Raw genomic sequence first — 26,468 nt, forward strand, 5'->3', positions numbered from 1 at the left:
GAATGCAGAATATGGCGTTTTCATCCCAAGGGACTTCCCATGTGATATCGCCTTGACCAGGCTTGGCGAAGAACCGGCGACGCCGAATGGCGTAGAGTTTTTTCTCTTTACGATTGAAACGGATGGGACGGCGCTTAAGTGAAAAAAATTCGTCTCTTCCGTGCCGGAAAGCGAAGTAGCCGAACAGAAACGTAATGACCAGGCAATACAGGTCACCCAGAATTCCACCGGCATCCGGATACAGCACTCTCGTCAGGTAGTAGCTCCACATTCCCCCGGCCACCCCTAAACAAGAGACCAGGACGCCTCCGGCCAGCCACTGCCTTTCTCTGTATGGCTGGTCTGTTACATCCATAAAAGTCGAATTGATCCGGAAGACGGTACTTGTATCTTGGCACTCCGGACCAACAGGGTTGTTGATGGGTAAGCGATGCTTCAGATCCCATTCGGGAATGGGGCGACCAGCTTTAAACTGAAAGATGCGTTCATCCATTTCTAGCCCCCAACTGCATTTCGATATGCCTTTAACTGCGCGTCGAATGATCCATATTTTTCTCCACGTCCAAATTCACAATGAGATATCCAAGTTTTTAGCGCACTGTCGTTTACCAACGCTATCGCAATCGCCACCAAGAAAGATGCAATCAGAAGTGGCCAAAAAATGGATCCGATGGCGTTGTAGGCTGCAATGGCAATTACGCTGCCGAGCGCACCGTTGGCCAGATACAGCCAACCAAGGAATTGCTTCTGCTCTCCAAAAGCAGCACGCGCGCTGAAAACAATATCGTAAGCACCAGCCAACACACCCGCAAACATCCCTATAAAGCGGGCCGCCTGAATACCCGCCCGAACCAACGTATCGCTGACCGCCCATTGCCTGAGGATGAACGCCCCCAGCGGATGTTCCCCCGATTTCTGCACACTGGTCGCCACCGTCTCAACAAGCGTGGCAGTCAGGCTGACAGCCGCCAATGCTGCCTTGACCTGGGTCTCCCGTTCATTGAACTGGTCATTGTGGGCCAGATCATCCATCGCGAAGTTCAACGCCAGCATCTGCACGAGCGTGGTCGCCACCCCCAGCTTGAATTCAGCTGGCACCGAGGATCCCAGCCACTTCTGCGCCAGCGCGATATCGGGAATGGCGATACCCTTGATGCTCCCTGCGGCGATGCGCCCCTCCCGTTCCAAGCTGGCGATGTCGAGTTCATAGGCAATCATGCGCCGCCCCATTGCCGAACTCCTGACTGCTCCCTTGGCCTGGTGATAGGCATCACTCCTGGTCTGCTGCCGATTCGTCTTCAGTTCGATGCCTTGGGCTTTAGCCTGTTCAATCGCCCAGCGCGACACATCAGCAGCACTCATGTTGCTGGCCTTGATCGTCACTCCCGCCAGCAGATGCACGTGGATCATCGCCAGAGAATGCGCCACGCCCCGGCTGGCGTCATTGAGACGCTTGCCGATCACATTGGCCGTCGTCAGTGCAAGGCGGTCGATCAGCTGCGGTGCGTACGGGGTGGCGTCAAGCCGGGCTACGGCCCCCTTGTAGAGATTGAGGATATTTTCGAACTGGATATCGCTGCCCTTGAGTTGCGACTCGGTGGCTGCAATCAGGTCTTCCTGGTTGTAGAGGAGCGCGCGTCCATACAGATTGGCCGGATCGGAGAGACTGCTCCGGGACAGCCAAAGCGCCAGCTGATCCTGACAAGCTTGCGACGCAACCGCCTTGCCGATACATTGCGCCAGCGACTCGCTGTAGGCGTGACCGCTGCGAATGTCGTTGACATCATGTACGCCCTCCATCCAGTTGGCCAGTTGCTCGCTCTTGAGCCATGCGACATGGGCTGTCACCAGCTTGAGAAAGCGGGGCTCGAATGCCTTCAATGCAGCGTCATAGATGGCGGGAAACGCTCTGAGCTTTTGTTGGTCCAGCGTCGGCTTGCCATCATCATGGGTCAATTCATGCCAGGCCTCATCTTCGGCCGCCTGTTGGCGCGCTGCCTGATCAACGCCATATTTCTTGCGCTTCTCGCTCTGCTTGCGGGCGTAGCTTGCAGGGCCGCCAGCCTGGACGACGCGCCATACAGTCTTGAGGCTGCCATAAGTATCGCCGTCAGGATGGTTCTCCGCCATCTGCGCCACCTTGGCGTCAAACACGACAGCATTGCGTGCTTCACGCCGTACCCCTTGTTCGGTCATCGCCAGCAGGTCGGCGATGGTCTTGGCCTGGTAGAGCTTTTCATCGAAACCGGCCGCAAGGCCCGGAACGCACAGTTCGCTCAGGTCATTGACGAGGCCCACCGGATCATTGATGGCGACCACGTAACCCTTGTGATGCGGGGCCTGGGCGGCCATGATGTCGGCCATCTTGCCAGCCCATGCGTGACGCTTGTTCTCCTCTGCCGGCGGCGTGTTGCTGAACGAAAAGGCCCGCGCCATCTCGCCCGTATCAGCGGCAAAATGAGCCACCTGTTCCTTGCAGGCGTTGAACTCTCCCGCATGCGGTGCCGTACCAGCCAGCATGGCCGCCACATCGATGCACTGCATGTGCTTCCTGCGCCAGCCCGTTTCGCTGACTTTCTTTTGCAAAGCCTTGGTCCAAGCCGTATTGGACCAGCCTATCCATAGCCGGGTAGCAGGATCGTGGGGCGTATGGGCGATGTCGACGCAATAAGCCCGTACGATTTCTCCGGGGTCCACGCAGGAGAAGGGTATGCGCCCCGGATGGGGAGGGTTGTATTCCAGCGGAAAATTCCACAGATGCCCGGTAGGCATCACGACGTAGGCCTTGAGCCGTGCGCGACACTCGTCGTAGGCATAGAGATAGCCGGGCCTTGGAGCCCGCAAGGTATAACGTGCTTCGCCGATCTGCCGGGGCGCGCCTTCGATTCTGAAATTGCCGGAAATCGCAGGCACAGCCTGCGCGCCATACGGACTGGCCACGGCATAGCGGACCGGATAGATCAGCAAGCCTTTTTTGTCGCAATAACTGCATGTCAACATCGCTGCGTTCCTGTTGAATCATCAGTCCCTCCGGCACTTGACCAGTACAGGCTGAAAAGAAAAACGCAGATGTTTGCATGACGACATGCTCACGTCTGTTGAAATACTACGAGAAATCCCAAGCATTTAATGTTGAGCACACGCAGTCGGCCAATATGCTCAGAAGAAAAAAACCCGGACGCTCTTGGACGCCCGGGCATCAAACCGCGGCAGGTCGGCTTCCACGCCCGCCTGTCCGTGGTCAACAAACAAATGTCGCACCCGGCGGCTCACCCCGCACAGCGCAGCGACAGGCCACCATCGACGATCATGTCCAGCCCCGTGATGTAGCGCGCGTTGTCGGAAGCGAGGAACAGCGCGGCATGCGCCACATCCCAGGCATCCCCCATGAAGCCCATCGGACACTGTGCATTGCGCCTGGCGCGCATCTCTTCGACATCGCCGCCATAGGAGGCCTTGAGCGGTTCGCGGATCATGGGCGTATCCATCATGCCGGGCAGCACGCAATTGGCGCGGATGCCCATGGGCGCATACTGCATCGCCACGTTCTTGGTGAAGGCGAGGATGGCCGCCTTGGTCGCGGTATAACCCAGGTAGGGAAAACCGATCCAGCGCAAGGCCGCCAGCGACGAGATATTGACGATGGCCCCCTTGCCCTGCCGCTCCATGATCGGCAGCACATGCTTGTGCGTCAGGAACAGGCTGGTCTGGTTGACCGCCACCAGCCGGTTCCAGCTCTCTTCACTGGTTTCCACCGGGCCGCCCACCTCGGCGATGCCCACATTGTTGTGCAGCACGTCGACCCGACCGAAATGATCCATGGCCGCCTCCGCCATGGCCTTCACATCAGCACTGCGCGAGACATCGGCGGCCAGCACTTCACACACGCCCCCCTCGCTGCGGATGATGTCCTGCGTCTGCATGGCGGCCTCGATGCTGCGGTCCACCGCCAGCACCCGCCCGCCCTCGCGCGCATACAGCACGGCGGCAGCCTTGCCATTGCCCCAGCCCGCGCCGACCGAACCGGCGCCGGTGACGATGATGGCCTTGCCTTGCATGAGCTTGTCCATGCACGTCCCCTCAGATTTCCAGTACGCCGCCGGCGACGAAGCCCCCATCGACCGGTATCACGTGGCCGGTGATATAGGCTGATTCTTCAGCGGCCAGATAACAGACGGCCGAGGCGATCTCATCGGTGGTGCCATAACGGCGCATGGGGACCAGGCGATAGTAGCTCTGGCGCGTCTGCTCCGAGTGCATGGCCTGGGTCATGGGCGTATCGACCGGACCGGGCGCAACGCTGTTGACGGTGATGCCGTATTGCGCCAGCTCGATGGCCATCTGGCGCGTCAGTCCGATGACGGCGGCCTTGGAGGTGCCATAGGCGGTGCGCCCGGCGCCCGCACGAATGCCCGAGATGGACGAGATATTGACGATGCGTCCCCATCCTTGCCTGAGCATCAGACGCGCCGCCTGCTGGCCTGCCAGCAGCACGCCGGTGACGTTGACGTTCATGGTCTGCAACCAGTTCTCCAGCGGATAGTCGAGGAAGGAATAGGTGCGTGCCACGCCGGCATTGTTGACCAGCACGTCGCAGCGCCCATAGTCCTTCTCGATGTGGGCGAAGGCCTGCGCAATCGACTCGGGGCTGCCGAGATCCATTTGCAGCGGGGCCGCCCGATGGCCGGCGGCCACCAGTGCGTCGGCGGTCTGGGTGGCCGCCTCCAGGTTGATGTCAGCGACCAGGACGATGTGCCCTTTGGCCGCCAGTTGTTGCGAAATGCTGGCGCCGATGCCCATGGCTCCGCCCGTCACGAGCGCCACGCGGGCGCCGCTCTCATTGCGATTCATATTGTCTCCGTGGATTGGGACGGCCCCGCAAGGAGGTGGGGCCGCCGTTTTTAATTAGGGCAGGTCAATCATGGAAGCTTCCCGATCGCTCGGACGACTGGTGAGGGGATCAGAGGAAACCGATGGAAATCCAGGGCACGAAGGCCACCACCAGAAGCGCCACCACCAGCGCGGCCAGATAGCCCCAGACCCGGTTGAAGACGCCGTCCGGCGACACCTTGCCGATGGCGCAGGCGGCATAGAAGCCCACACCGAAGGGCGGTGCGAACAGGCCGATGCCCATGGACAGGATCACCACCATCGCGTAGTGCACGTCATGCACCCCCAGCGAACGTGCCACCGGGAACAGCAGCGGCCCGAACAGCACGATGGCGGGAATGCCTTCCAGCAAACTGCCCAGCACGATGAAGATGACGATGGTGATCAAGAGGAACCCGACCCCGCCTCCCGGCACGCCCTGCATCAGACCCACCAACTTGGCCGAGAAGCCCGACTGCGTGAGCGCCCAGGCCATCGCGGTAGCCATGCCGATGATGAGCAGGATCGCACCCGACAAGGCGGCGGACTCGACCAGCATCGGATAGAGACGCCTGAAGTTCAGGTGCTTCAAGAACAGGTGCATGATCAGCCCGACCACTACCGTATAGGCCACGCCGATGGTGGCCACTTCGGTGGCCGTGGCGACCCCCTCGATGACGGCCACGCGGATCAACATGGGCAGCGCCAGCGCCGGCAGCGCGGTGATCAGGGTCTTGAGGATGAGCGAGACCGGGGCGCGCTTGACATCCGGCATCGGCTCGCGGCGCGCACGCATCCAGCACACCACGGCGATGGCGATGGTGGCGATGGCCGCCGGCATGAGGCCACCGATGAACAGTGCCGTGATCGATACGCTGCAGACCGCGCCGATGGTGATCAACACCAGGCTGGGCGGAATGGTCTCGGTCATGGCGCCGGAGGACGAGAGCAGTGCCACCAGTTCTTCCGGCTTGGAGCCGCGCTTCTTCATCTCGGGGAACAGCGCCGGAGCAATGGCCGCCATGTCTGCCGCCTTGGAACCGGAAATGCCGGAGACCAGGAACATCGCGCCCAGCAGCACGTATTGCAGGCCGCCGCGCACGTGGCCCAGCAGCGCGGCCATGAAGTCGATCAGGGTCTTGGCCAGGCCCGACATTTCCAGCAACGACCCGAGCAGCACGAACAGCGGCACCGACAACAGGATCAGGCTGGACATGCCTTCGTCCATGCGGCTGACCACGATCATCAGCGGTGCCGTCGTGGCCAGCGCCAGGTACGCCATGGTGGCCGTGCCGAAGGCAAAGGCAATGGGGATGCCACCGGCCACGCATACACCGATGAGCAACACGAAGAACACGATCAGGTTGTAATTGCCCATGCCCAGCAGCATGGGCTTGGCCAGCCACAGTGCGCCACCGATCACGGCCACCACGGCCAGCGCCGACAGCAGCAGGCGCATCGTGGTCATGGCCGCCATGCGCGAGACCGCCGCCAGCAGCATCAGGATGGCGCCAACCGGCAAGGCTGCCGCACGCAAGCCGTCGGGAATTTCCAGGGCCGGTGTGGTGATGGGCATCTGTTCCACCGCGTGGTCCACGGCGGGATGGATCACCATCAGCACGAAGATGCAGACCACCAGCGCGGCCACCGTTTCCAGCCAGATGCGGCCCTTCTCGGAACATTTGTTGATGATGGCGGTGAGCCGCATGTGCTCGCCGCGATCCAGCGCCAGCACCGCGCCCAGCATCGACAACCAGATGAAGAGAATCGAGGCCAGTTCATCGGACCATACCAGGGGATCATGCAGGGCATAGCGGTAGATCACGCCCGTGAGCAGCACCACGGTCTCGGCCAGCACCAGGGCCGCCGCCACCGCGCCGACCACGTGCATCACCATGCGATTGAATGCGACCAGGGCGCGCGCTGCCGGGTTCATGTTGACCGGGGCGCGGTAAGTCATTGCAGCTTCCATCATCAAGCTCCAGCGAAATGGATTCAGGGCGACAGGGACAGCATCGACGATGCCGCCCCCATCGCACCGGGGCTCATGCCTTCACGAGCCCCGGCGAACGGGCCGGTCAGGCCAGCTTGCCGGTGTACTTCTCCAGCAGGGCCCAGGGCTCGTCGCCGAACTTCTTCTTCCACTCGGCATAGAAGCCGGCCGCGCGCAGCTTGGCGCGGAAGGAATCGGCATCGGCATTGTTGAAGGCCAAGCCTTTGCCCTTCATTTCGTCGACCAGCGAATCATTGAGCTTGCGCACGTCGACGCGCTGGTTCATGCCGGCTTCGTTGATGACGCGCGCCATCATCTCCTGCAGATCCTTGGGCAGACGTTCGAAGGATTTCTTGTTGCCCAGGAACCAGAAACCATCCCACATGTGGTTGGTGATGGAGCAGTACTTCTGTACTTCGTAGAGCTTGGCGGTGGAGATGATGGCCATGGGGTTTTCCTGGCCTTCCACGATCTTGGTCTGCAGGGCCGAATAGACTTCGGCGAAGTTGATCGAGGTCGGCGCCGCATCGAAGGCCTTGAACATCGAGGTCCACAGCGGGCTCGGCGGTACCCGCAGTTTCATGCCCTTGAGGTCGTCGGCGGTCTTGATGGGCTTGGTGCTGTTGGTGATCTGGCGATAGCCGTTGTCCCAGATCTTCTCGAAGGCGAACAGCGTGGAGCGGGCTTCGATCTGCTTGCGTACGTGTGCGCCCAGTTCGCCATCCATGGCGGGCCAGACCTGGCTGTAATCCTTGAAGGCAAAACCGATGCCGGAAATCTGCGCAGCAGGCACCAGCGTACCCAGAATCAGCGGCGAGAGCGTGAAGAAATCAATGGCACCGGCACGCACCTGCGAGAGCATGTCGGTGTCGGTACCCAGCTGGTTGTTGGGGTAAAGCTGCAGTTCGATGCGGCCCTTGGATTGTTCCGCGATGGCGGCGGCCATTTCCTTGGCGCGCGCATTCATCGGGTGAGTGACCGGCAGATTGTTGGCGTACTTGAAGGTGAACTCGGCCGCATGGGCCGACGTCGATACCAGGCCGGTAGCGGCAGCCGCCGAAGCGACCGAGGCGGTCTTCAAAAAATGGCGGCGCGTGAACTTGCCAGTGGATTGTTCCATCTGCTTGTCTCCTGTTTGTCTGTTTGTAATTTTGAACATTGCTGAATCCGGCACGACCACACAGGGCCGCCAGATCGGGCGTGCAGCTCCCTGTGCCGGGTGGTCAACACTGCCTGTGCAGCGATAGAGCAAGTTGGATGCCAAGCCCCCCGATGCTCCCGCGGCGGCGTGGCAGTGTTCCCTCCTCATCGGCACTGCGCCTGTATTCTCTGCGATAAGGGCGGCCCAGTACAAGCACGCAATCACGCTGGCCAACATTTATTTGTACGCATCCTTGCTGCGACACCTGTCGCAGGACTGTCGCTACAGTGTCGCAACCGTCGACACCTGTGCATGCTGCCCACCGGCAACAAACGCTTCTGCCTGGCTGCTGCAGCGCAATGATTTACGTTAACGTAAAGTACGTGCTATCTTCATGCGGTCGGTGGAGGCTGCCCTGTCCGCTCCGGTTTTTCCCGCATGTCGGGAATGACAGGGAGGGCCTGACGGACACCTCAGCCCCCATCAACATCAACAACAAAGCGAGACCCGGCGCGGCTTTGCGCCGGACCGCCCAGGAGACGGGCAAGATGCAGGCCGGCGCATGGCAGCGGTTTGGCCGGCAACGGTTGTGCGATGCCCAGGCCAGGGATGCTCGACACCGGCTGCATGCGGTGAAGCGAGCGGTCCTGCGCGTGGCACCGATTTTGCATATTGCCCCTGTGTGTAACAACGGAGCGCCCCTGCTCCATCGACCCCGTCCAAGACGGAAACAAGGACACCCCATGACTGTTTCTGCATCCTCACCCTGCATCACCGGCTGGAACCATTCGCAATTCGGCAAGCTCGACGGCATCGATCCGGAAGTGCTGATCGGCCAGGTCGCCAAGGCCGCCATCGAGCACGCGGGACTGCAACCGGAAGACATCGATTCGATCCACTTCGGCACCTTCAATGCCGGTTTCCTGTACCAGGACTTTCCTTCCTCGCTGGTCATGAACACGCTGCCGCAACTGCGCTTCAAGCCGGCCACGCGCCTGGAGAATGCCTGCGCCACCGGATCGGCGGCCATCCATTCGGGCCTGCAGGCGATCAAGGCCGGGCAATCGAAGCACGTGCTGGTGATCGGCTTCGAGAAGATGACCGAGCTGGCCACACCGCAGGTGGGCGAGGTGCTGCTCAAGGCCTGCTACGCCAAGGAAGAAGCGGGCATCCCGGGCGGTTTTGCGGGCGTTTTCGGCAAGATCGCGCAGAGCTACTTTGACCGCTTCGGCGACCAGTCCGACGCGCTGGCGCAGATCGCGGCCAAGAATCACAAGAACGGCATGGTCAATCCCTACGCCCACATGCGCAAGGATTTCGGCTTCGAGTTCTGCCGCACGGTCTCCGAGAAAAATCCCTTCGTGGCCGGACCGCTCAAGCGCACCGACTGCTCGCTCATTTCCGATGGTGCCGCCGCTCTGGTCATCAGCGCCGCCGATGTGGCCAGGTCCATGCCGCGTGCCGTGCAGTTCCGGGCAGCGGTGCATGTCAATGATTTCCTGCCGCTGTCGCGTCGCGACCCGACCCGCTTCGAGGCCGCCGAGCTGGCCTGGAAAAAAGCGCTGGGTGAGGCCAGCCTGAGCCTCAATGATCTGTCGCTGGTGGAAACGCACGACTGCTTCACCGTGGCCGAGTTGCTGGAATACGAAGCCATGGGCCTGGCCCCGCACGGCCAGGGCGCGCGCGTGATTGCCGAAGGCATCACCGCCAAGGATGGCAAGCTGCCGGTCAATCCCTCGGGCGGGCTGAAGTCCAAGGGCCATCCGGTCGGCGCTACCGGGGTGTCGATGCACGTGATGGCAGCCATGCAGGCGTCCCATGATGCGGGTGACATGCAGATTGCCAATGCGCGCTATGCCGGTGTGTTCAACATGGGCGGTGCGGCCGTGGCCAACTATGTGAGCATTCTGGAGCGTGTGAACTAAAAGCGCATGTGATGCGCCGGCGCGCCGTCCAGCCGTGAGCTGGCGGCGCGCCGCATGAAGTAATGTGCAAAAAAACGAGAACAAGACAGCACGCCAATTTCCTTTAGAAAAATCGGGACGAGTGAGACGATGTTAAGCAAAGTGATGAACCTGGGCCGCCTGCTCTCGGATGTGGCGCGCCGCTTTCCGGAAGAGCCGGGACTGATCCTGGCACAAGGCGCCGCCGATGGCAGTGACCGCCTGATCTGCTGGCGCGAGATCAATGCCCGCGTCGATGCGCTGGCGCACGCCCTCACCCGTCGTGGCGTCAAGAAGGGCGACAAGATGCTGGTCCACTCACGCAACAACCAGCAGATCTTCGAGAGTGCCTGGGCCGCCTTCAAGATGGGCGTGGTCTGGGTGCCGACCAATTTCCGCATCACGCCGCCCGAGGCCGCTTATCTGGGCCAGTCCAGCGGCGCCTGCGTGATGCTGTATGACCGTGGTTTCGCGCAGTATGTCGACGCGGTGAAATCCGCCTCGCCGGCACTCGAACACGTGGTGGCCCTGGCCGACGCACGGCCGGGCGAACTCGATTACGAAGCGCTGGTGGCCGATGGCAGCGGCGAGTCCTTCCCCGAGGCCGAAGTCGATTACGACGATCCGCTGTGGTTCTTCTACACCTCCGGCACCACGGGTCATCCCAAGGCGGGGATGCTCTCGCATGGCCAGATGGCCTTCGTGGTCACCAATCACCTGGCCGACCTGATGCCGGGCCTCACGCATCAATCGCGCTCGCTGGTAGTGGCACCGCTGTCGCACGGCGCAGGCGTGCATGCCGTGGTCAATACCGCGCGCGGTGCGGCCAGCATCCTGCTCTCGTCCGAACGGCTGGTGGTCGAGGAAGCCTGGCAGCTGGTGGAGAAATACAAGGTGGACAATCTCTTCACGGTGCCCACCATCGTCAAGATCCTGGTCGAGGATGAGTCCGTCGACCGCTACGACCACAGCTCGCTGAAACACGTCATCTATGCCGGTGCGCCCATGTATCGCGCCGACCAGGTCCACGCATTGAAGAAGCTGGGCAAGGTGCTGGTGCAGTATTACGGCCTGGGCGAAGTGACCGGCAACATCACCTTCCTGCCGCCTTACCTGCACTTCGAGGATGACGCCCATCCGCAGGCGCGCGTAGGGACCTGCGGCATGCCGCGCACCGGCATGCAGATCGCCATCCTCAATGACGACGGTCAGGAACTGGCCCCCTTCGAGACCGGCGAAATCTGCGTGCGCGGACCGGCCGTCTTCATGGGCTATCACAACAATCCCGAGGCCAATGCCAAGGCCTTCAAGCATGACTGGTTCCATACCGGCGACCTCGGGCATGTGGACCGGGATGGCTTCCTCTACATCACCGGACGCTCTTCGGACATGTACATCTCGGGCGGCTCCAACGTCTATCCGCGCGAGATCGAGGAAGCCCTGCTGACGCACCCGGCGGTCTCCGAAGTGGCCGTGCTGGGCGTACCCGATCCCAAGTGGGGCGAAAGCGGGCTGGCGGTGATCGTCTGCAAGGCAGGTCAGCAGGTCGATGGCGAAGCCTTGCTGGCGCATCTGGAGACGCGCATCGGCAAGTACAAGTGGCCACGCCGTTTCGTCTACTGGGACAGCATGCCCAAGTCGGGCTACGGCAAGATCGTCAAGAAACAGATCAAGGCGCTGCTGGAAGAGCAGGGCGACTACCGTCTATGAAACTCTCCAGCAAACCTGGCGAGACCACGGCCAGCGCCGGTTTCCTGGCGGTGCGCAAATTCCTTCATGCAGGCCAGCCGAGCTATCCGCGCACGCTGGACCTGGAGGCCGACCCCGCCGAGGAACTTCGTATCACCCTGCAACCCGGCACCCCGGTCGGCCCGGCCTTGCGCCGCGTGCTGGCACGCTATGGCCAGCGCGGCGGCGTCGGGCGGCTGTGCGGCGGGACCGCGCGACGCCTGCATTACCACCGCATCGAACAGACCGGCGACCCCAGCCGGCCTTATGACTATGGACCACCGCATGTATTGGAAGGCGTCATCAGCTTCGTGACCGGCGCCATCACCATCGGCCAGAACGCCGACGGAAAAGTTTTACTGCATTGCCACTCAGGTTTCATCGATGGCGATGGCACGCTGCATGGCGGCCATCTGCTGCTCGACACGGTGGAGGTGGGCGACGATCCGCTCATCCTGCGCCTGTGCCTGTTCTCCCGCAGCGCCTTCGTCGTCAACAGCGATGAAGAGACGCACTTCAGTCTATTGCATCCGACACCCATGGAATGATGATGACGCACCCCGCCCATGACAGCGACTCCCTTGACGACCACATCCACGTAGAACAGGGCCAGCTCGGCAAGCTGGTGATGGCCCGCCTCAAACCCAACCAGGACCTCACCGAAAGCGTGGAAGCGCTGTGCCGCCAGCACGGCATGGACAAGGCCATCGTGCGGGGTGCCATCGGCAGCCTCATCGATGCCCATCTGCAATACGCCACGCCGACCGGTCTGCGCGAGATGGAGATCAACGGGCCGGGGGTGGAAATCCTCAATGTGTTCGGCGAAATCGGATTTGCCGATGGACCTGCCAGCGCGCATCCGCTGCAAGGCGTGGTGGCCGATACGGAGGGGCGCATCTTTGCCGGTCGCTTCGTGCGCGGTGCCAATCTCTCTTTCATCACCATCGAGATCACCTTGCAGGAATGGATTGCGGTCAAGCAATCCGAAGCGCTGCCGGCCTGAATCACTTTCCTTGCTCCCATGAAAAATGCCGCCCGGCTCATCAGCGGGCGGCATTGTTCAATTCTTGAACTAACTACCGAATCAGGCTTCCGTATGCAGCGTGGCTTCGGCTTCCTGTTCGATCTCGACTTCGGCGCGCGCTGCTTCTTCTTCGCTCAGCAGCCCGCCTTCCCACTTGGCGACCACGGCCGAAGCGATCGAGTTGCCCACTGCGTTGGTGGCCGAACGGCCCATGTCGAGGAAGGTATCGATGCCCAGGATCACCAAGAGGCCCGCTTCCGGAATGTTGAACTGGTGCAGGGTCGCGGCAATCACCACCAGCGAAGCGCGCGGCACGCCGGCAATGCCCTTGGAGGTCAGCATGAGCACCAGCATCATGGTGATCTGGGTGGAGATGGGCATGTGGATGCCATAGGCCTGGGCGATGAAGAGCGTGGCGAAGGTGCAGTAGATCATCGAACCATCGAGGTTGAAGGAATACCCCATCGGCATGACAAAGCTGGAAATCTTGCGCTTGACACCGAAGCGATCCAGCGCATCCAGCAGCTTGGGATAGGCCGCTTCCGAGCTGGCGGTGGCAAAGGCCAGCAGGAAGGCTTCCTTGATCAGGGCCAGCAGATGGAAGATGCGCTTCTTCAGGAACACGAAGCCCACCGCAATGAGCAGCAACCACAGCAGCACCAGCGAGAAATAGAAGTCACGCATGAAGACCGCGAAACTGACCAGGATGTCGAGACCATTGACGGCAACCGTTGCCGCCATGGCGGCAAACACGGCCACGGGTGCGAACTTCATGACGTAGACCGTGATCTTGAGCATGGTGTGCGAGAGGTCGTCGATGACGGCCAGCAGGTGCTTGCCACGCTCCCCCAGGGCCGCCAGGGCGATGCCGAAGAACATCGAGAACACCACCACCTGCAGGATTTCGTTCTGCGCCATGGCTTCCACAATCGACTTGGGTACCAGGTGGTTGAAGAATTCCTTGACCGTGAACTTGCCGGTGGCCAAGCCCGCACCGGCAGCATCCGGCGAAGGCAGCGCCACGCCGGCACCCGGTTGCAGCAGGTTGGCCATGATCATGCCCAGCGCCAGCGAGACCAGCGAGGCGATGAAGAACCAGGCCAGCGACTTGCCGAAGATGCGGCCCACCGACTTGGCATCCCCCATATGGGCGATGCCCACCACCAGGGTCGAGAACACCAGCGGTGCAATGACCATCTTGATGAGGCGCAGGAACAGGTCCGAGGCAATCGAGACGTAGCCGGCCAACTCCTTGGCCTCATCCTTGCCGTAGTGGTTGAAAATCAGATAGCCGACCAGGATGCCCAGCAGCATGGCTGCAAAAATGTAGGCGGCTTGTGGAATGCGTTTGTTCATGTGTTCTCCTGCCCTCGCTCGCCACCGGCACCAGGTACCGGTGAGAGGACGATGATGTATGGCTTGCGGGCGGCGCCGGCCGGTGCGGTGACAGGGGCGCCATGCTTTTGGATGGTCAGAAATCGTCAGTTTCTGATGAGAAACTCTGACCGTTTTTTCCCGCCGCGCGGAAAAAAGGACGAAGCTTATTGACTTATGCCCCTTGCCGTCAAGCCGCATCGAATAAATAGGGTCAAAATGCCTCGGGGGTGATCAAAAAGCCCACAAACAGGCACAAAAAAACCCCGCAAAGCGGGGCTGGTGTTGTGTTGCGGGAAACTTCACTCGGACCGGACGAGTGTCAGCGCATCGTCAGGAAGGTGCTTGCAGGGCGGCGTCCAGCAATTCGATCCAGTGTCGCACCGGGGTCTCGGTACCGGATTGCAGGTGCGTGACGCAACCGATGTTGCCGGTGACGATCATGTCCGGATCGGTGGCCTGCAGCTTGCTGATCTTGTTGTCGCGCAGACGATAGGACAGCTCCGGTTGCAATACCGAATAAGTCCCCGCCGAACCGCAGCAGAGATGGCTGTCGGCACAAAGTTGTACATCCACGCCGGCCGCGCGCAGGATGCCTTCGACCTTGCCGCGGATCTTCTGGCCATGCTGCAGGGTACAGGGCGGATGATAGGCCACGCGCTTGCCGTTGAAATCCCTGAGCTTGTGCTGCAGCTGCTGTTCGAACTCGGGCAGGATCTCGCTGATGTCGCGCGTCATGTGGGAGATGCGGCGCGCCTTCTCGGCATAGTCCGGATCGTGTTGCAGCAGGTGGCCGTATTCCTTGACGGTGGCACCGCAGCCCGAGGCATTCATGACGATGGTATCGGCACGGATACCATCGCGGCCTTCGATGTAGGGCCACCAGGCGTCGATATTGCGGCGCATGTCGTCCAGGCCGCCATCCTGATCATTGAGGTGATAACGGATGGCACCGCAGCAGCCGGCCTTGGGCGGCGCGAACAATTGCACGCCGAGCGCATCGAGCACGCGCGCAGTGGCGCTGTTGATGTTGGGGGCCATCGACGGCTGCACGCAACCTTCAAGCAGCAGCATCTGGCGCGCATGGGTGCGCGTGGGCCAGGTTCCGGCCTCCTGCGGCAGTGGCACCTTGTTCTGCAGCAGCTTGGGCAGCAGCGGGCGCACCATCTGCCCCGCCTTCATGGCCGGACGGAAGATCCACTTGCGCGGCACCAGTTCCTTCAGGGCGGTGCGCAAGACGCGCTCGCCGAAGGGACGCTGCACCTGATCTTCCACCACCTTGCGGCCGATGTCGACCAGTCGTCCATACTGCACCCCGGACGGGCAAGTCGATTCGCAGTTGCGGCAGGTCAGGCAACGGTCCAGGTGCGATTGCGTGGCGGCCGTGGCGGGCTTGCCTTCGAGCACCTGCTTGATGAGATAGATGCGGCCGCGTGGCCCGTCCAGTTCATCACCCAGCAATTGATAGGTGGGACAAGTGGCGGTACAGAAACCGCAATGCACGCAGGAACGCAGGATGCTGTCGGCTTCCTCGCCGGCCTGGGTGTTGCGGATGAAATCAGCCAAGTTGGTCTGCATGATGATCGCTTGGAAAAGAGGCGCTTACAGGCTGGCGTACAGGCGGCCGGGATTGAAGATGCCCTGCGGGTCGAATTGCTGCTTGAGACGGCGATGAATCATTTCCACCGCGGGCTGCAAGGGATGGAAGACACCGATGCCCTTGTCACCGCCGCGATGCAGGCTGGCGTGACCACCGACGGCCAGTGCGGCGGCACGGATGGCGACGGCATCCACATTGGATTCCGGACGCAGCCAGCGCTGTGCCCCGCCCCACTCGATCAGCTGGCGGCCCGGCAGGTCGATAGGCGGGGCCACCGACGGCACGGACAGACGCCACAGCGGGGCTTGCAGGTCGGCGAAGAAGGGATGCGTCTGCTCGCGCAGGTCGGTCCAGTAATCTTCCGGATTGCTTAATTCGGTGCCACCCATCTTTTTGATTGCTGAATCCACGGCGGCCTGTGCGCCCGACAACCGGATGGTGAGCACATTGTTGACCCAGGCGCTGGCCACCAGCGGCAGCGGTTGTCCTGCGCTCTGGTTCAGCAGGCGCAGCGCGCCCTCCTGGTTGATCTCGAAGACGCGGGTGCTGCTGGCAATCGGTCGCGGCAATACTTTCAGCGAGACCTGCAGGATCAGGCCCAGCGTGCCCAGCGAACCGGCCAGCAGGCGCGAGATGTCGTAACCGGCGACGTTCTTCATGACCTGTCCGCCAAAGTGCAGTTGCTCGCCCTGCGCATCCATCAGCACGGCGCCCAGCACGAAATCACGCACGGCGCCGGCACTGGCGCGCGAGGGACCGGACAGACCCGCAGCCACCATGCCGCCGAGGGTGGCCTCACCGCCGAAGCGCGGCGGCTCCCAGGCCAGCATCTGATTGTGCTCGGCCAGGGCGGCATCGATCTCGGCCAGCGATGTGCCGCAGCGGGCGGTGATGACCAGCTCGGTCGGCTCGTAGTCGATGATGCCGCGGTAGGCGCGCGTGTCGAGCACGTCACCGGTGGGCTCTTGTCCGTACCAGTCCTTGGTGCCGCCACCACGGATCTGCAGAGGGCGACCGGAGAGGATGCGTTCGCGGAAGGAGGCCAGCACGGCCTCCATGTCTTGTTGTGCTTGCATGGTCAGAATCTCGGCAGATCGGGGAAGCGCAGCTGGCCGCGCTGCACGTGCATCTTGCCGTACTCGGCACAGCGATGCAGGGTGGGAATGGCTTTATCCGGATTGAGCAGGAAGGCCGGGTCGAAGGCACGCTTCAACTTGAAGAAGGCCTCGCGCTCGGCGGGAGAAAACTGTACGCACATGGAGTTGATCTTCTCGATGCCCACGCCATGTTCGCCGGTGATGGTGCCGCCCACTTCCACGCACAACTCCAGGATCTCGGCGCCGAACAGTTCGGCACGGTGGAATTCGTCGGCGATGTTGGCATCGAAGAGGATCAGCGGATGCAGGTTGCCATCGCCCGCATGGAAAACGTTGGCGCAGCGCAGACCGTATTTCTTTTCCATCTCGGCGATGCCCAGCAACACCTGCGCCAGCTTCTTGCGCGGGATGGTGCCATCCATGCAGTAGTAGTCGGGCGAGATGCGGCCCGCCGCCGGGAAGGCATTCTTGCGGCCGGACCAGAAGCGCAGGCGCTCGGCTTCCGACTGCGAACAGGCAATCGCCGTCGCGCCGCTGGCGTTGAGCACGTCGGTCATGCGGCCGATTTCTTCTTCCACTTCTTCCACGGTGCCGTCGGATTCGCACAGCAGGATGGCTTCGGCATCGATGTCATAGCCGGCTTTCACGAACGGCTCGACCATGCGCGAGCTGGTCTTGTCCATCATCTCCAGACCGGCGGGGATGATGCCGGCGGCGATCACGTTGGCCACCGCATTGCCGCCTTTGACCACGTCGTCGAAGGAGGCCATGATCACGCGCGCCGCCTGCGGCTTGGGCACCAGCTTGACGGTCACTTCGGTGACCACGCCCAGCATGCCTTCGGAACCGATGAAGACGGCCAGCAGGTCCAGGCCCGGGGCATCCAAGGCGCCGCTGCCCAGTTCCACCACTTCGCCCTCGATGGTGACCATGCGTACGCGCAGCACGTTATGCACCGTCAGGCCGTATTTCAGGCAGTGCACGCCGCCCGAATTCTCCGCCACGTTGCCGCCGATGGAACAGGCGATCTGCGAGGACGGATCCGGCGCGTAATACAGGCCGTGCGGGGCCGCCGCTTCGGAGATGGCCAGGTTGCGCACGCCGGGCTGGACCACGGCGGTGCGCGAGTACTTGTCCATCTTGAGGATCTGGTTGAATTTGGCAGTGGAGACCACCACGCCATCGGCAATGGGCATGGCCCCACCAGAGAGGCCGGTGCCGGCACCACGCGGCACGATCTGCACCTGCAGTTGGTGGCAGGTCTTCATGATGGCGACGACCTGCGCCTCGTTCTCGGGCAGCACCACCACCATGGGCAGCTGGCGATAGGCGGCCAGGCCGTCGCATTCGTAGGGGCGGGTATCTTCCTCGTCGAACAGCACGCAGTGCGCGGGGACGACCCGGCGTAGCGCATCGACGACTTCGCGCTGGCGGGCCGGCGCGAAGGACGGTTGGGCGGGAGCATTCATGCTGGACCTCGGCGGTAAGCTAGGCAGGCGTGCGGCGCTGGATGTCCCTCTTCTTGCATCCGGTGCTGCGGCTCACGCTGTCTCGTTTGTTGTCGACCCGCATGGGGCGGGCTTTTTCAGTCCGACAAGTGTAACGAATTTTGCCGCTCTGCACGGTCCCCTGTTGTCTGACGGCCCACTGAAAAGAATTTCCGGCCGCCGTGAATTATTTTCAGGGCGGCCGGACCGGAGGGGTGATGCAAAGGCGAGTCAGATGTTGCGGAAGGCGTTCTGCATCCAGCTGATGAAGGTATCGACCTCGGGCCGCTCGCGCACGGCGCGTTCGTAGACCACGTAATACGCATGCGGCGGGGTGCGCAGGCGCACGTCGAACAGTTCCACGATCTCGCCCCGGGCCAGCAGTTCTTCGGCGAAATGCTGGCGCGTGAGGCCGATGCCGTAGCCATGGCGCACGGCTTCCAGCAACAGGCCCAGGTCATCCACGCGCAACCCCGCCGAGGGTTCCACCCAGTCTTTCAGACCGGCCGCCTCGAACCAGGGCTGCCAGGGTTCCAGTGCCGAACGCAGCAGGGTCGCATGCTGCAAGTCGGCGGGCGACTTCATCGGCGGCAGGGTCTTCAGGTAGCCGGGGCTGGCCACGGCAAAGGCCGGTTCTTCGAACAGCTTCTCGGTGATGATGTTGGGATAGTTGCCGGCCCCGAAACGGATCTCGACGTCACTCTCCGACAGCGACAGGTCATACAGCGGCACCGACAGGTAAAGCTCGACCACGATCTCCGGATGACGCTGGGTGAAGTCGGCAATGCGCGGCATGAGCAGGTGGCGCGCGAAGGTGGGCGGCAGCATCACCTTGATCTTGGGCTGCACGGCGGCATTGCGATGGGGCATCGGGAAATCGGTCAGCGTACGCAAGGCGCTGCGGACCACGTCCAGATAGCGCCGACCGAATTCGGACAGCCCGATGGAGCGTCCATCGCGATAGAACAGGCGCTCGCCGACGAATTCTTCCAGCAGACGGATCCGGTGCGACAGCGCCGAGGGGGTAATGCACAACTCCTCGGCGGCAATCGCGAAGGAGTTGTGGCGGGCTGCAGCCTCGAAGGCGGACAGGGCATGGACGGGGGGGAGGCGGGTAGCCATGGATGGTGGATTCCTGCAGCGGTTCAAGCAAAACTGATGAAAACTAACATTGCGTTACCGAAAAACTAAAAGGCCAAGAGCATGAAACCAGGTTTTTCTTCCCTGGCCTGGCTGACACATCGACCTCACTGCTCCCAGCGCAGGATCTTGCCGGGGTTCATGATGTTCTTCGGATCGAGCGCATGCTTGATGGCGCGCATGACGGCAATGGCGCCGTCGCCATGCTCCTGGATCAGGAAGTCCATCTTGTGCAGGCCCACGCCGTGTTCTCCGGTGCAGGTGCCATCCATGTCGAGGGCACGCGCCACCATGCGGGCGTTGACGCCTTCGGCGCGGGCGATGTCGGCGGGGTCATTCGGATCCACCATCATCTGCACGTGGAAATTGCCATCGCCGACATGGCCGATGATGGCGTGGATCAGGCCCTGCTCTTCGCAATCGGCCTTGGTGGCCAGCACGCATTCGGCCAGGCGCGAGATTGGTACGCAGCAGTCGGTAGAAATCGCGCGCGCCCCCGGACGCAATTGCAGCAGCGCGAAGTAGGCGTTGTGACGGGCGGTCCACAGGCGCGTGCGGTCTTCGGGACGGGTCGCCCATTCGAAGCCGAGGGCATGAAATTCGCGGGCGATGTCCTGGACCAGTTCGGCCTGTTCCTTGACACCATTGTCGCTGCCATGGAATTCAAACAGCAGCAGCGGATTGACCGGCAGGCTCAGCTTGTCGTGGGCATTGATGGCGCGTACGCCGTTTTCATCGAGCAGCTCCACGCGCGCCAGGGGCACGCCCATCTGGATGGTCTGGATGACGGTGTTGACGGCGTCGGCCACGCTGGGGAAGGAACAGATCGCCGCCGAAATGGCCTCGGGCTGGGGATACAGACGCACGGTCACTTCGGTGATGATGCCCAGCGTGCCTTCGCTGCCGACATAGATGCGGGTCAGGTCGTAGCCGGCCGAGGACTTCTTGGCGCGGGTACCGGTCTTGATGATCTCGCCCTGGGCGGTCACCACCGTCAGGGTCAGGGTGTTTTCCTTCATCGTGCCGTAGCGCACGGCATTGGTGCCCGATGCGCGGGTGGAAGCCATGCCGCCCAGCGAGGCATCGGCACCGGGGTCGATGGGGAAGAACAGGCCCGTATCCTTGATCTCCTGGTTCAACTGCTTGCGGGTGACACCGGCCTGGACGGTGGCGGTCAGGTCTTCGGCATTGACGGCCAGGACCTGGTTCATCTGCGACAGGTCCACCGTCACGCCGCCCTGCAGGGCCAGCACGTGGCCCTCCAGCGAGGTGCCGGCACCGTAGGGGATGATGGGAGTGTCGTACTGGCTGCAGAGCTTGACGAAGGCGGCGACTTCCTCGGTGCTGTGGGCGAAGACCACGGCATCGGGCAGCATGGGATCGTAAGAGGATTCATCGCGGCCGTGGTGCTCGCGCATGGCCAGGGTGGTGGAGCAGCGCTCGCCGAAGAGGGCCTTGAGCTCGTCGAGCAGGGCCTGGGGCACGGGGCGTTTCAGTTTCCGGGCGTCAACTAGGTGATTCATGCAGGTTCTCTCAGGGGTCTGGTGTCTCGGTTCTTGTTATGGTCTTGTGCGGGAAGGATGCAGGGGCCGGTGAAGCGGCATCGCTCGCCGCTCCAGTGGACTGACCACTGATCCAATCGGTGAATTTTACTCTCTTGCGGGCGCGAATTTGCGCAAATGTCGGCGCCCAAGCCGCGCAGTCAGACAAATCAAGTGAATTGTTTACGCAATTTTTCCAGCAGGCGCGGCGCGCCTCGCAAGGTGTGGGAAATACTTGCCTTGGCCCTTGCTTGCGCTTAAGCTGCCCGGCGAATCAACAAGGAGCATGATGGGCAACCGACTTTCCAAGATCGCCACCCGCACGGGCGACGATGGCAGCACCGGCCTGGGCGATGGCAGTCGCGTGGGCAAGGACAGCCTGCGCATCCAGGCACTGGGTGATGTGGATGAATTGAATTCGCAGCTGGGCCTGCTGCTGTGCGAGACGCTGCCGGCTACGCTGCGGGAGGAACTGGTCTCGATCCAGCACGACCTGTTCGACCTGGGCGGAGAGCTCTGCATTCCCGGTTATACGGTGCTGGCCGATGCGCACCTGGCGCGGTTGGATGCGCTGCTGGAGAAATACAACGCCACCCTGCCCCCGCTGAAGGAATTCATCCTGCCGGGCGGATCACGCACGGCGGCGCTGGCACATGTATGCCGCACCGTGTGCCGCCGCGCCGAGCGCAGCGTGGTGATGCTGGAAAAATCGGAGGCGGGGGTGAATGCCCCGGCACGGCAGTATCTGAATCGCCTCTCCGACCTGTGCTTCGTACTGGCGCGCGTACTCAATCGCGAAGCGGGCGGGCAGGACGTGTTGTGGGAGAAGGGGCGGGAGCGCTGAGCGCACTCCCGCTGCGAGGCGAGGACGAAGGCTACTGCGACGCGTCGGTCGGTTTGCTGCGCGCCAGACGCCAGGCGATCCCGCCCAGGGTGGCGACGGCGAGGATCAAGGTCATCCAGAGCACGATGTGGCGGGTACTGGCCGCAATGCGCGGCTCCTTTTCCTGCGTCATCGGCAGCCGTGCACCCAGCGTGGCGATGCCCGTCTCGGGATGCGTGCCCATCAGCAATTCCCCGGTCGGCTGCGCCACCGCCGTGAGCGCGGCATTGCCCGCGCCGATCCTGAACGGCGCTGATCCGCGTGCTACGAAGGTCAGCTGCGCCGGGCGCCAGCCCAGGCTCACCTGAGGCAAGCCACTGCCGAGGCCGCCGTTGCGCATGTCCACCAAGATGCGCCAGTCACGCGCGGACGTGGCCTCGAATTGCAACGGTGCCGAATGCTCCTCTCCTGACTTTCCTTGCAAGCGGAACACGGTTCCCGTGGCGATGCCGCGCCAGGCTGCCTTGGCATCATCGCGGCTCTGCAAGCTGACCTTGGCGATGGTATTGGGCTGCGGCAAATCGATGCGCAGGCTTTCTACCGGATAGACGCCGCCACTGGCGAACACATATTCTCCCGCCTGGCTGCCGGCTCGGACCTGCGCTGCGGCCTGCCAGCGCAAGGGGGTGGCGCCGCTCCCGGCGACTGGCTCCGCCAGCAGGGTCTCGGATGCGATCTCGGCGATTTCGGGCATGCCATCGGGCCAGCTCAGCCGCAGGTAGCGTTGTCGCAATCCTTCCAGCGCCACGCGCTCCTGGCGCAACTGCTTGCCGTTCGCGGAGGCGTTGAGCAGCTCGGCCTCCCCCACGGCGTGCCACTGCGTCAGGTCCGCGCTGCTTTCCACCCGGACGCGGCCCTGATATTGCGCCCCACGCAGATGAATACGCAAGGCGCTGACGGCTGCCTCCCGGCCCAGATCGACCAGGACGGTATCGTCAGAGGCGCGCGGCGCGGCGGGCGCACCAAGCTCGGCGCGCAAGCTACCATCGGCCCCCAGCAAGACCCCCAGCCGGCCCTGGCCAGCCGGCCTGGCCGCCATGGGCACGGCAAACCAGTTCACCGGCGCCAGCACCGCGCGCTGGATCGGGGCGGGAACGGTGGCCGCCTCCAGCGAGAACGGTACCTGCTCTCCGGCCCCGTTGAGGATGCGTACATCACCCAGGTCGCGGCGCTGGCTGGCCGCATAAATCTCCGGCGGCAAGCGCATGCGGTAATACGGACCGGTGCCGCTCACGGTGAGCCCATACCATTGCGTCACGGCCGGCGGCGGCGCCTCACCGGCCTGCGCCACCAACGCCAGCAGACTGGCGCAGAAACCCATCATCATCCGCTTCATGGCTTGACCTCCTCTGGCGTAGCCTGCCTGGGTGGCAAGGGCGAGAAATACCCCACCAGCAACAGCAGCACCCCGACCCCGATGAAGGCCACAATCCGTTCCAGGCCCTGGATGCGCGAGAGGTCGAACAGGAACAGCTTGATCACCGTCCCCCCCAGCAGGGCGCCACCGGCGAACCACAGCATGCGCATGCCGCCGCGCGTGGCAATGACCTGCATGGTGAGCGCGCACAAGGCCCAAAACACCGTCAGCGCCGCCTGGGCCAGCGTGGAATGCGAAATGTCGGCCAGCGTGTAGGGCAGCCCGGTCCAGTGATGCAGGGTGCGCAGCAGCATGGCATTGAGCCAGAGGAAGAGCGTCGCCCCCATCGCCGCCAGCAACACGGTGCGATAAGGCGCAAGCAGGTCAGCCAGGCTGCCCAGACGCGAGAACCAGAAAGCAATCAGGGCGTAGATCGCCAGCAGGATCGCATCGAGCGGATTGAACAAGGGCAGGCGCATCCAGTGGCCCCCCGCTTGAGTAAGGTTGACATTGATCGTCCACAGCCACAGCACCAGCATCAGCGGCAGGCAGGCCAGCACGCAAAGCTTGTGCAGTCGCTCACCACGGACGAACCACAGCGCGGCACAGGCGAAGGCAGCCCAGCCCAGCATGAAGACCTGTTGCCAGCGGAAGGACGCCAGTACGGCACCCACTTCATATTCAACATCGAAATAGTGATGCAAAGTCCGCAGCAGCAGCGCGTTGAACCACAGGAACACCGTGGCGAATGCCAGATAATTCATTTCCACCGGCGGTTCACTCACCTTCAGTTGGCGCAAACGCCCTATCCATGCGGCCACTGCGACAAAGGCCAGTAATTGCGCTACGTCCAGGGGGTTGAGCAGGGGCAGCCAGAACAGTGGTGCGGCGTCGCCCTCGCTGGCGACACTGCCGATGCTCCAGACCCACAACAGCAGCGCCAGTGGTGCTGCGCCCCAGACCTGGTAAGGCCAGGCATGCGCGGCCACCGGCCAGCGCAGTCGGGAACCCAGGGTAGCCACCGCCAGCAGGCACAGTCCCAGTCCATAGGCCCAGGCGCTCCAGCTCCACGCGCCTTCGGGGACGAATTGGCGCAGGCGCCAGTAGCCCTCGAAGGCCAGCAAGGCACACAACATCCAGAAACTGAGCAGGTGCTGCAGGGCATGGGGCGACCAGCGTGACGTCTCTTCGCGCTCTTGCCCCTTCTCCAGGCGCCACAGGATGGCGTAGGTCGACACCACGGCCAGCGGCCAGGCCAACCATCCCCAAGCGGTCAGCGGCGCCGCAGATGTGAGGAACAGGCCCAGTGTCAGCAGCGCCAGCAGCGGTGCCAACGCCTGCTCAACGCATCTGGCCAGCGGCCAGGCCAGCAGGCAACGTGCAGCATGTGCCAGCCAGGCCGTGAGAATGGCCCACAGCACCAGCGCCGGCAGGATGAAGGACACCGCCTCGGGGTAAGCCAGCGGGGCGGCGTGGGACTGGATCTCCCGCACTCCGGCAGCCGCCCACCAGCACAGGCCCCAGAGCGCAGCGGCCAGTCCCGCTTCGGGCAGCCAGACGTGCCAGCGCCCCGCATCGCTGCGCACCTGCAACCACCATCCGATGAAGAGCCCCGCCAGCGCGATCATCAGCATGGACAGGAAGCCGGCATTGGCCACGGGCAGCGCCGAGATGCCGACCGGCTCGCCCCAGGAAGCCAGGAAGGCCACTGCCGCCGCACCCTGCATCAGCAAGCCGGACAGCAGTGCCAGCAGCCGGCGCTGGCGCACCGACATCCAGACCAGGGCGGCTCCCTCGATCGCCCAGGCGGCACCGGTGGTCTGCCCGGAGAATGCGAAGGGTAGCGCCAGGGTGGCAAAGATGGCACCGAGCGCGAGCATGGCATCGAACAGCAAGCCCAGCCGCTGCCGCCAGCGCATCAGTCCCGCTGCGACCAGCAGATAGAAAGCCGACAAGGCCACGGCGCTCCAGGCCAGGCCGAAAGGCATGGACTTGACCATTGCCGCCTGCAGCGCCGTGGCGGCAATGGGCGTACCGAACACCAGCGTCCCATCCACATAATGCTGTACGACGCACTCGCGGCGCAGGGCATACAGGAGGGATATCCCGACATACATGAGCAGGAACAGCACCAGGAAGGCTTCGGTGCTGGCGAAATGCTCCGGAGCATAGGCGGTCGCGCCCCAGATCGAACCGATCACGAAGGTGAAGGAAAATCCCAGCAGGTTGAGCGCGCGCCAGGCCTTGAACCAGGCGATGGCAAAGATGCCGGCGTTGAGCAAGGCGTAATAGCTGAAGAGTGCGACATGGCTGCCGCCGCCGCTGCTGACCAGCACCGGCGCCAGAAAGCCGCCCGCGCTGCCCATGAAGGCCAGGGCAGCCGCATCCTGCCGGATCGCCAGAAAGGCGCTCAGGGCGCAGATCACCACCATCAGAGGCAAGGCCATGCCGGGGGCAATGAGCGCATACAGTTTGACGGCCGCAAAGACCGTGAGATACAGCACCCCTACCCCGCCGCCTTGCAGCAGGAGTCCGTACACGGTGCGACGCTCACGCAGGCGCCAGCCCAGCCCCAGCAGAACGGCTGCGCCCAGGGCGGTCCCGGCCAGACGCAATTCGATGGGCAGCAGGCTGTTGCTGGCAGCGTACTTGAGCAGGAAGGCGACGCCGAAGAACAGCACGATGATCCCCACGCGGACCACTGTATTGCCGCCCAGCAGCCAGTCCCGCGCTGCATGGAAAGCACGCTCCAGCAGGTCCGGTGCGGCAGGCATGGCAGGCGGCACCTCAGCTTTGCGCTGGGCAGTCGTGCTCGCCTGGACCGCAGGTGGATGCTCGGGCTGCGCAAGGGACGGGACGATGGCCGGGTCAGGCGCTGGTGCAAGCGATTCGGACACGGAGGACGCAGTGAGAGCGACAGGCTTGCTGTCGGCACGACGGGGCCGGACGTCTTCAGGGAGATCCGCCGCGATGGGCGGTTCAGGTTGTGGCAGGTAATGAGGGGATTCCCGGCGTAGCCGCTCCACCTCTTCACTGAGCATGTTCACCCGGTCTTCCAGCTGTCTCACGCGTGCGGCCAGCGAGGCCGTCGGTGCCGTCCCGGTGAAGGCGGCCGGCGGCGCCTCTTCCTCGACGGGTGCAAACAGCACGTTGCCGAGCCAGAAACCCAGCCCCGCTACCAGGATCATCGTGGGGCCGATGGACCAATCACCAGCCAAGGCCAGCACGATGCCCGCTATACCGCCGACTATCGTCAACACCCATCTCATGGGCCTCTCCTCATTTGAATTC

Annotated in this window: 19 protein-coding genes; 5 read left to right on the forward strand and 14 right to left on the reverse strand. The window is 62.9% G+C overall.

Annotated elements, in window-relative coordinates:
- From HNO82_RS18255 to HNO82_RS18280, 6 genes are all read right to left on the reverse strand, one after another.
- A partial coding sequence (locus HNO82_RS18255; protein WP_349627577.1) for a DUF6708 domain-containing protein occupies positions 1-493 on the reverse strand: 493 nt, incomplete at its 3' end.
- Between the two features lie 2 nt (positions 494-495).
- On the reverse strand, positions 496-3,000 hold the full coding sequence (locus HNO82_RS18260; RefSeq protein WP_175344679.1) for a T6SS effector BTH_I2691 family protein: 2,505 nt from the start codon (positions 2,998-3,000) through the stop codon (positions 496-498).
- Between the two features lie 269 nt (positions 3,001-3,269).
- Positions 3,270-4,070, reverse strand: a complete 801-nt coding sequence (locus tag HNO82_RS18265; protein ID WP_008331835.1) for an SDR family NAD(P)-dependent oxidoreductase — start codon at positions 4,068-4,070, stop codon at positions 3,270-3,272.
- 10 nt (positions 4,071-4,080) lie between these two features.
- Entirely contained in the window at positions 4,081-4,851 is a 771-nt protein-coding gene (locus HNO82_RS18270; RefSeq protein ID WP_008331842.1) for an SDR family NAD(P)-dependent oxidoreductase, read from the reverse strand.
- A gap of 109 nt (positions 4,852-4,960) precedes the next feature.
- On the reverse strand, positions 4,961-6,844 hold the full coding sequence (locus tag HNO82_RS18275) for a TRAP transporter large permease (protein ID WP_175344680.1): 1,884 nt from the start codon (positions 6,842-6,844) through the stop codon (positions 4,961-4,963).
- Between the two features lie 103 nt (positions 6,845-6,947).
- The gene (locus HNO82_RS18280; RefSeq protein ID WP_034350964.1) at positions 6,948-7,982 is read right to left on the reverse strand and encodes a TRAP transporter substrate-binding protein; all 1,035 of its coding nucleotides are present in this window, start codon (positions 7,980-7,982) and stop codon (positions 6,948-6,950) included.
- 764 nt (positions 7,983-8,746) lie between these two features.
- Between HNO82_RS18280 and HNO82_RS18285 the strand changes: the two genes are divergently transcribed.
- The 4 genes from HNO82_RS18285 (at position 8,747) to HNO82_RS18300 (ending at position 12,677) form a co-directional block, all read left to right on the forward strand.
- Positions 8,747-9,928 (forward strand): acetyl-CoA acetyltransferase, encoded by a 1,182-nt coding sequence (locus HNO82_RS18285; RefSeq protein ID WP_008331847.1) that lies wholly within the window; start codon positions 8,747-8,749, stop codon positions 9,926-9,928.
- Positions 9,929-10,039: 111 nt separating this feature from the next.
- The gene (locus tag HNO82_RS18290) at positions 10,040-11,656 is read left to right on the forward strand and encodes an acyl-CoA synthetase (protein ID WP_299530510.1); all 1,617 of its coding nucleotides are present in this window, start codon (positions 10,040-10,042) and stop codon (positions 11,654-11,656) included.
- On the forward strand, positions 11,653-12,222 hold the full coding sequence (locus HNO82_RS18295; RefSeq protein ID WP_175344681.1) for a PPC domain-containing DNA-binding protein: 570 nt from the start codon (positions 11,653-11,655) through the stop codon (positions 12,220-12,222). Before HNO82_RS18290 ends, HNO82_RS18295 begins: the two co-directional genes overlap by 4 nt.
- A gap of 2 nt (positions 12,223-12,224) precedes the next feature.
- Positions 12,225-12,677: a PPC domain-containing DNA-binding protein gene (locus HNO82_RS18300; protein ID WP_249777042.1), complete on the forward strand. Its 453-nt coding sequence runs from the start codon at positions 12,225-12,227 to the stop codon at positions 12,675-12,677.
- Between the two features lie 81 nt (positions 12,678-12,758).
- Here HNO82_RS18300 and HNO82_RS18305 read toward each other — a convergent pair whose 3' ends face one another.
- The 6 genes from HNO82_RS18305 to HNO82_RS18330 form a co-directional block, all read right to left on the reverse strand.
- Complete coding sequence (locus tag HNO82_RS18305; RefSeq protein WP_008331851.1) at positions 12,759-14,054, reverse strand: dicarboxylate/amino acid:cation symporter; 1,296 nt, start codon at positions 14,052-14,054, stop codon at positions 12,759-12,761.
- 351 nt (positions 14,055-14,405) lie between these two features.
- Positions 14,406-15,650 carry a glycolate oxidase subunit GlcF gene (gene glcF / locus HNO82_RS18310; protein ID WP_175344683.1) on the reverse strand — a complete coding sequence of 415 codons (1,245 nt, stop codon included), beginning with the start codon at positions 15,648-15,650 and terminating at the stop codon, positions 14,406-14,408.
- Positions 15,651-15,674: 24 nt separating this feature from the next.
- Entirely contained in the window at positions 15,675-16,748 is a 1,074-nt protein-coding gene (glcE, locus tag HNO82_RS18315; protein WP_249777043.1) for a glycolate oxidase subunit GlcE, read from the reverse strand.
- Between the two features lie 2 nt (positions 16,749-16,750).
- Positions 16,751-18,238, reverse strand: coding sequence for an FAD-linked oxidase C-terminal domain-containing protein (locus HNO82_RS18320; RefSeq protein ID WP_175344684.1), 1,488 nt, complete (start codon positions 18,236-18,238; stop codon positions 16,751-16,753).
- Between the two features lie 249 nt (positions 18,239-18,487).
- Positions 18,488-19,378 (reverse strand): LysR substrate-binding domain-containing protein, encoded by an 891-nt coding sequence (locus HNO82_RS18325; protein WP_175344685.1) that lies wholly within the window; start codon positions 19,376-19,378, stop codon positions 18,488-18,490.
- Positions 19,379-19,503: 125 nt separating this feature from the next.
- Positions 19,504-20,919, reverse strand: a complete 1,416-nt coding sequence (locus HNO82_RS18330; RefSeq protein ID WP_175344686.1) for an FAD-binding oxidoreductase — start codon at positions 20,917-20,919, stop codon at positions 19,504-19,506.
- A 307-nt stretch (positions 20,920-21,226) separates the two neighbouring features.
- Between HNO82_RS18330 and HNO82_RS18335 the strand changes: the two genes are divergently transcribed.
- A complete protein-coding gene (locus HNO82_RS18335) occupies positions 21,227-21,781 on the forward strand; it encodes a cob(I)yrinic acid a,c-diamide adenosyltransferase (protein ID WP_175344687.1) in 555 nt (184 codons plus the stop codon).
- Positions 21,782-21,812: 31 nt separating this feature from the next.
- On the opposite strand, the gene HNO82_RS18340 is transcribed toward HNO82_RS18335, so the two are convergent.
- Positions 21,813-23,156, reverse strand: a complete 1,344-nt coding sequence (locus HNO82_RS18340) for a DUF3999 domain-containing protein (RefSeq protein ID WP_175344688.1) — start codon at positions 23,154-23,156, stop codon at positions 21,813-21,815.
- Positions 23,153-26,446: a DUF2339 domain-containing protein gene (locus tag HNO82_RS18345; RefSeq protein WP_175344689.1), complete on the reverse strand. Its 3,294-nt coding sequence runs from the start codon at positions 26,444-26,446 to the stop codon at positions 23,153-23,155. The genes HNO82_RS18340 and HNO82_RS18345 overlap by 4 nt, the downstream gene beginning before the upstream one ends.
- Positions 26,447-26,468: the final 22 nt, after the last annotated feature.

It is taken from the genome of Herbaspirillum sp. C9C3 (genome assembly GCF_013359625.1).
GTDB lineage: Bacteria > Pseudomonadota > Gammaproteobacteria > Burkholderiales > Burkholderiaceae_D > Herbaspirillum.